Origin of the sequence: Pseudoflavonifractor sp. An184 (genome assembly GCF_002160305.1) — a bacterium.
GTDB lineage: Bacteria > Bacillota > Clostridia > Oscillospirales > Oscillospiraceae > Lawsonibacter > Lawsonibacter pullicola.
Genome location: NZ_NFKI01000096.1, coordinates 1 through 5,698, shown reverse-complemented (window position 1 = coordinate 5,698; position 5,698 = coordinate 1). Strand labels below are relative to the sequence as shown.

Below are 5,698 nucleotides of genomic sequence, written 5' to 3'. Positions count from 1 at the left end.
GAAACCGTTTTCGTCATTCGCCGTAGGGGCGGGTCCCAGACCCGCCCGCTCAAGCCTTCCCCCTCAAAGGGGGAAGGTGTCTGGCCGGAGGCCAGACGGATGAGGGTGCCTTCTTGGCATGCGCACCCCCCGGCGATCCTTTGGTGACTTTCCCATCGCTGGGAAAGTCACTCGCCGCCGCAGCGGCGAAATCCTGCCCTCCTGCTGCCGGGACAAATTTTGTAAAAGGAAAGAGGGAAGTTTACGGCGTCACAGAGACCCCCATCACCCGCTGCCCCAGGGCCTCCAGCAGGAGCACATGCTCCTCTCCGGCAGGCAGGAGGACATTTTTCTTCACGCCCCCCTCGGCCCCCCGGCAGGCCAGTTTCAGCGCGTCGGCGGTGGGCTTGGGCAAGGCCCCCTCTTTCAGCAGCTCGTCCGCCTTGATCAGGTTCATGTGGAGCAGCTCCACCTGCCGGTCCTCCCCCAGGGCCAGGGAGGGCTCGCCGTCCACAAAGAGGACCAGGCGGTCGGCCTTCATGGCCTGGGCCACCGCCGCCGCCTCCTCGCCGCTGCCGGTGAGGACGGGCAGGAAGCCCCCGGCCAGCAGGGTGTCCAGCACCTTGGGCCGCACGTTGATGCCCGTGTCCGTGCGCTTCAGGAGGCCGCCGTCCCCGGCGGACAGGGCCACCCCGGAGCCGGACAGGGCGGGGGGCAGCTCGCCTCCCTGGGGGCGCACCAGCACCACCCGGGCCCCCGCCCGGGCCAGGGCGGGCCCGTCCAGCAGGGCGGAGAGCCCCTCCGGCGGGGCATAGACCACCCATGTCTCCCCCTGGCGCTCCTCCAGGGCGGGCAGGACGGACAGGGCGGCCTTGGCGGGGGAGGCGGGGTCCAGCCGGTGGATCAGGTCGAACTCCTGGAGGAAGGCCTGTACATACTCTACGTCGGTGGGGGTGTCGATATACTCGACGCCCCGCTTTTGGCGGGTCTCCCGCCCCTTGCCGGTGAGCAGCAGGATGGAGGGCCACTGGCTGTCCAGCACCGCCCGGCGGATGGCCTCCCCCCGGTTGGGGATGATCTGGACGGGACAGCCCTCCTTCTCCACGTTGGGGGCGATCTCCCGGCAGATGGCCAGGGTGTCCTCCTCGCCGCTGTCCTCCTCGGTGAGGTAGACCCGGTCGCACCACTGCCCGGCGGCCTCCCCCAGGTCGTGGCGGCGGTCGAAGGCCTTCTTGCCGGGGCAGCCGAAGACGATGGCCATATTCCGGCCGGGGTACTCCTCCCGCACCGAGCGGAACAGGGTCTCGAAGGACAGGCGGTTGTGGGCGTAGTCCACAATGGCCTGGACGCTGCCGTCGGCGTTGGAGAACACCTCCATCCGCCCGGGCACCCGGGCCCGCACCAGGCCGTCGTACACCGCCCAGTCGGGGATGTGCAGGGCCTCGCACACGGCGATGACCCCCAGGGCGTTCTCTACGTTGAACAGTCCGGGCATGGTCAGCCGTAACTCCCGCTCATAGGAGGGGGTGCGCACCTGGAACACCGTCTGGCCGTCCTCTTTGCGCACCGAGGAAGCGTACACGTCCGCCTGGGGATTCTTTTGGGAGAAGGTGATCACCGGCTTCCCGGCGGCCTGGGCGGCGGCGAGCACCTCGGGGGCGTGATCGCAGTCCAGGTTGACGCAGTTCACCTGGGCCTGGCCGAAAATTTTCAGCTTGGAGGTAAAGTAGTCCTGGAAATCCGGGTGCTCGATGGGGGAGATGTGGTCGTAGCCGATGTTGAGAAAACAGGCGGCGGCAAATTCCGTACACAGGGAGCGGTGGTACTTCAGCGCCTGGCTGGACACCTCCATGGTCAGGTACTCCAGCCCCGCCTGTGCGGCGTGGGCCAGGTGCCGCTGGAGGTCCAGGGGCTCCGGAGTGGTCAGGTGGGACTCAAAGCGCTCCGCCCCGTCGTAGGTGTCGATGGAGGAGATGACCCCCGTCTCCCCCTTGCCCTGGCGGGAGCGGTACGCGTCCAGCACCGACTTTAAATAGTAGGTGGCCGAGGACTTGCCCTTGGTGCCGGTGAAACCGATTACCTTCAGTTTCCCGGAGGGGTGGTCATAACACAGGTCGGCCATAAGGGCCATGGCCCGGCGCAGGTCGGACAGGAGGATGCAGGGCAGGGGGGAGTCCGGCCAGCGCTTCTCACTGGCGTAGGCCACCGCCCCCCGGCTCTGGGCCATGTCCAGAAACTCCGCCTTGAAGTGGGCTCCCTTGCACACAAAGAGGGTGCCGGGCACCACCGTGCGGGAGTCGCAGGACACCAGGGCAATGGGCTGCTCCCGGTCCAGGTCCGCGGGGACGGGGGCGGCCAACAGGCCCTCCCGCTCCAGAAGGGTCAAATAGTCGTTCAATGTATGTGCCATGGGGCGTCACCTCTTGTTTTTCGTTGATTTCGCAGCAGGTCCCGGAGCCCCTCCGGGGAGAGGGCGCGCTTCCAGCTGTGGGCCCCGGCCTTCTCACTGGGGCCTGGGCTGTCTTTCTCTGAAATTAGGGGTTCCCCTACTTTGTGAAAATACGGCGCAGAGGTCCGTGGCAGGCCTGGATGGACCGCTCGGCCAGCACCGCCATGGCGTCCAGGTAGAAGGGGGACAGGTGGTGCTGGCTGGAGAACACCGACAGCTCGGTGCAGGCCAGGATGGCACAGTCGCACCCCTGCTCCTCCAGATCCTGGTGGACCACGGCGAATTTCTCCGGGTCCCCCGCCTTGCCCGCCTTGATGTCGTCATAGATGATAGACATCACTTTTTTCTGGGCCTCGGGGGAGGGGACTCTGGGCTCCATGCCCAGGGCGATGAGTTCCTTTTGGTAAATGCCCGTCTGGATCGTGCCGTCGGTGCCCAGCACGCCGGGGTAGTGGCAGCCCCGGCTGGCCAGGACCTGGCAGGCCTCCCGCACCATGTGGAGGATGGGGATGGAGATTTGCTCCTGCACCTTGTCCAGGAAGTAGTGGGCGGTGTTGCAGGGCACCGCGATGGCGGTACAGCCCCCCTGCTCCAGCAGCTTGGCGCCGTACAGCAGGCGGTCGTACACCGGCTCCTCCTCCCCGGACAAGATCGCCGCCGTGCGGTCGGGGACCCCGTTGTCGGAGAAGATCAGCATGGAGATGTGCTCCTGGTCGGTGCGGGCCGCCGTGCGGTCGATGATATACTGGTAAAAGGTGTTGGTGGCCTGGGGGCCCATGCCGCCCAGAACGCCGAGACGGTAATCTGACATAGTACCGAGCTCCTTCTTTATTTGTCATTGGGGGAGAGTTTCGCCACCGGGGACGGCTCCAGATGAGCGCTTCGTGCTCATAGTCGCCTACCCTATCCCCTCTGTCGCTACGCGACATCTCCCCCTGACAGGGGGAGTCGGCCCCGGACCCCATTACGGGGGTTACCCCTTGGGGCAGGCAGAATCTTTCCGGCGCGCAAAATCTGAGTGCCTTTTCGCCATTCAATCCGGGCCACCGGGCCCTGGGTGTGCAAAGATTGCAGCCGACGCGGTTCCACACCTGCGCCTGGCTTTTCTCAGCCAACGCTCCCGGTGCGAATCCTGGCGGGCCGGTCTGGGACCGGCCCCTACGAGGGAAACGGGACCCTCCCTAGGGGCGGGCGTCCTCACCCGCCCGCGCCCTCGTCTACGCCAGCAGGACGATGGTATCCGGGTCCACCCAGGCACGCTTGGGGCGGCCGGGGTCCACATAGACGGTGGGGTGCTGGAGCCCCGGGGCGGGTTCCTTCCACAGAAGGCCGCTGTCCACCCCGTAGGTCCGGCCCCCGTACTCATAGGTGCATCGGACGCTCCAGGGGGAGCCCTGGCCCGGCCAGCTGGAGAAGCTCTCCCGCTCCCAGCGGATGAAACTATGGCGGCGCACCTGAACGATGGTGCCCGGCACGGCGGTTCCGGCGGACTGGAGCCGCCCCTCCCGCCCGCGCCGCCGCCGGACCGCCAGGGCGCACACCAGACCGACGAGCAGGCACACCACCCCAATGGGCAGGAAGGCCCAGGACGAGGCCGCCCCCCGGATGGAGACGCCCAGACATCCGTACAGCGTGCCGGCCGCCACAAAGGCGGCGCCCAGGAGTCCGAACGTCATGGCACGCAGGGCGGAAATTGAGTCCGGCGGACGCATGGCGGCCCTCCTCTCAGTTTCTGTGTCAGTCCTATTCTTCCCGGAACAGCAGCTCTATCATCCGCTCCGGGGCCTCTAAAAACCGCCTGGTGAGCTGGTAGTGCTCCGTATCCCGGTAGGCTACCCGGTCAATGCCGTCCTGAGAGAGCTGATAGATGCACGCCCCCGGGTAGGCCATCAGAATGGGGGAGTGGGTGGCGATGATGAACTGGGAGTGTTTCTTCACCAGATTGCGCATGAGCACCAGCAGGGACATCATCCGGGTGGGGGAGAGGGCGGCCTCCGGCTCGTCCAGCAGGTAGAGGCCATCGCCCCCGAAGCGGTGCTCCACCAGGGCGAGAAAACTCTCCCCGTGGGACTGCTTATGGAGAGACACCCCGCCGTAGCTGTCGATGAGCCGTGGCCCGGGGATCGTTTCATCCATCTCGTCGATGTTGGTGGCCACGTTGTAAAAGCTCTCCGCCCGGAGGAAGAAGCCGTCCCGGGGGTAGGCCGTCCTCCCCACGGTGAGGTACTCATGGAGGGGGGAGTGGGTGGCCCGGGTGGAGAAGTCGAAGTTCCGGGTGCCCCCCTCGGCGTTGAAGCCGCAGGCCACAGCCACGGCCTCCAGCAGGGTGGACTTGCCCGTGCCGTTCTCCCCCACCAGAAAGGTCACGCCGGCGGGAAAGAGGAGGGGGTGCTCCCGGTCCCCCAGAGCCCGCACCGCCGGGAGGGCCGACAGGTAGCTGTCCGCCGGGACGGGCTCGCGCAGGTAGATGCGGTCGATGTAGCGGCGTGGCAATGGGATCACCTTCCTTTTTCAGCGGGGGATTTCGCCGCCCGGCGGCGGGAGGTTCCGCCCCGCGGGGCGGGTTACTTTCTGGATGTGCCCAGAAAGTAACCAAAGAGGCACCAAGGGGCAGGCTCAGGATGGGCACTCACGTGCCCATATTCGCCCGCCCCCTGGACCCCAATTTTACGGGGGCCGCCAATTAGGCTGCCTCAGCAATGATCGCAAAGGCGCGGGTGGCTCAGCTGACTGGTCTCCCTTCTATTACCGCTGCCGCTGAGGGTCCGGTAACCTTTGGGTGTTTCTTCTATCGGTGGAAAGCGCGCCTTTTGCGTGGGTGGGGCTCAAGTTTGGCTCAGGGGACCGGCGGGCGGGTGAGGACACCCGCCCCTACGGCGTATCCGAAGGTGCGTTTGATCTTTTGTAGGGCCCGATGCCCCCATCGGGCCGTTCTCGGGCGGCCCCGTGTGCCGCCCCTACGAAATATGGGAAACTTTCCGGTCTTTCCGTAGGGGCCGGTCCCAGACCGGCCCGCGGGCGGCCAAAGGCCGCCCCTACGGCGGGAACGGGCCGGTAGCGTTGGCTCGGCAAAGCCAGGCGCAGTTTTTGAACCGCACCATTCGAAATTTTCCGTCCAACAGGCCGCCGAAGGCGGCCCCCAACGCAAAGCCCAGCGTAGCGGGTTTGCGTTGGAGAGGAGGAGCGATGGAGTGAGCGAGCTTTGCCCGGTCCGGGCGAAGCGAGGGATACGAAATCCGCGACGACGAAGTGGCCCGGTGGGAATTTAGA

At 66.4% G+C, this 5,698-nt stretch carries 4 protein-coding genes; all 4 read right to left on the bottom strand.

What is annotated here, in order from left to right; translation table 11 throughout:
* Positions 1 to 241 precede the first annotated feature (241 nt).
* Positions 242 to 2,389, bottom strand: a complete 2,148-nt coding sequence (gene murE, locus B5F19_RS16225) for a UDP-N-acetylmuramyl-tripeptide synthetase (protein ID WP_242972858.1) — start codon at positions 2,387 to 2,389, stop codon at positions 242 to 244.
* 136 nt (positions 2,390 to 2,525) lie between these two features.
* Positions 2,526 to 3,239 carry an amino acid racemase gene (locus B5F19_RS16220; RefSeq protein WP_087292638.1) on the bottom strand — a complete coding sequence of 238 codons (714 nt, stop codon included), beginning with the start codon at positions 3,237 to 3,239 and terminating at the stop codon, positions 2,526 to 2,528.
* Between the two features lie 406 nt (positions 3,240 to 3,645).
* Positions 3,646 to 4,140 carry a DUF3592 domain-containing protein gene (locus tag B5F19_RS16215; RefSeq protein WP_087292635.1) on the bottom strand — a complete coding sequence of 165 codons (495 nt, stop codon included), beginning with the start codon at positions 4,138 to 4,140 and terminating at the stop codon, positions 3,646 to 3,648.
* A gap of 31 nt (positions 4,141 to 4,171) precedes the next feature.
* A complete protein-coding gene (locus tag B5F19_RS16210; protein ID WP_087292632.1) occupies positions 4,172 to 4,921 on the bottom strand; it encodes an AAA family ATPase in 750 nt (249 codons plus the stop codon).
* Between the last annotated feature and the right edge of the window lie 777 nt (positions 4,922 to 5,698).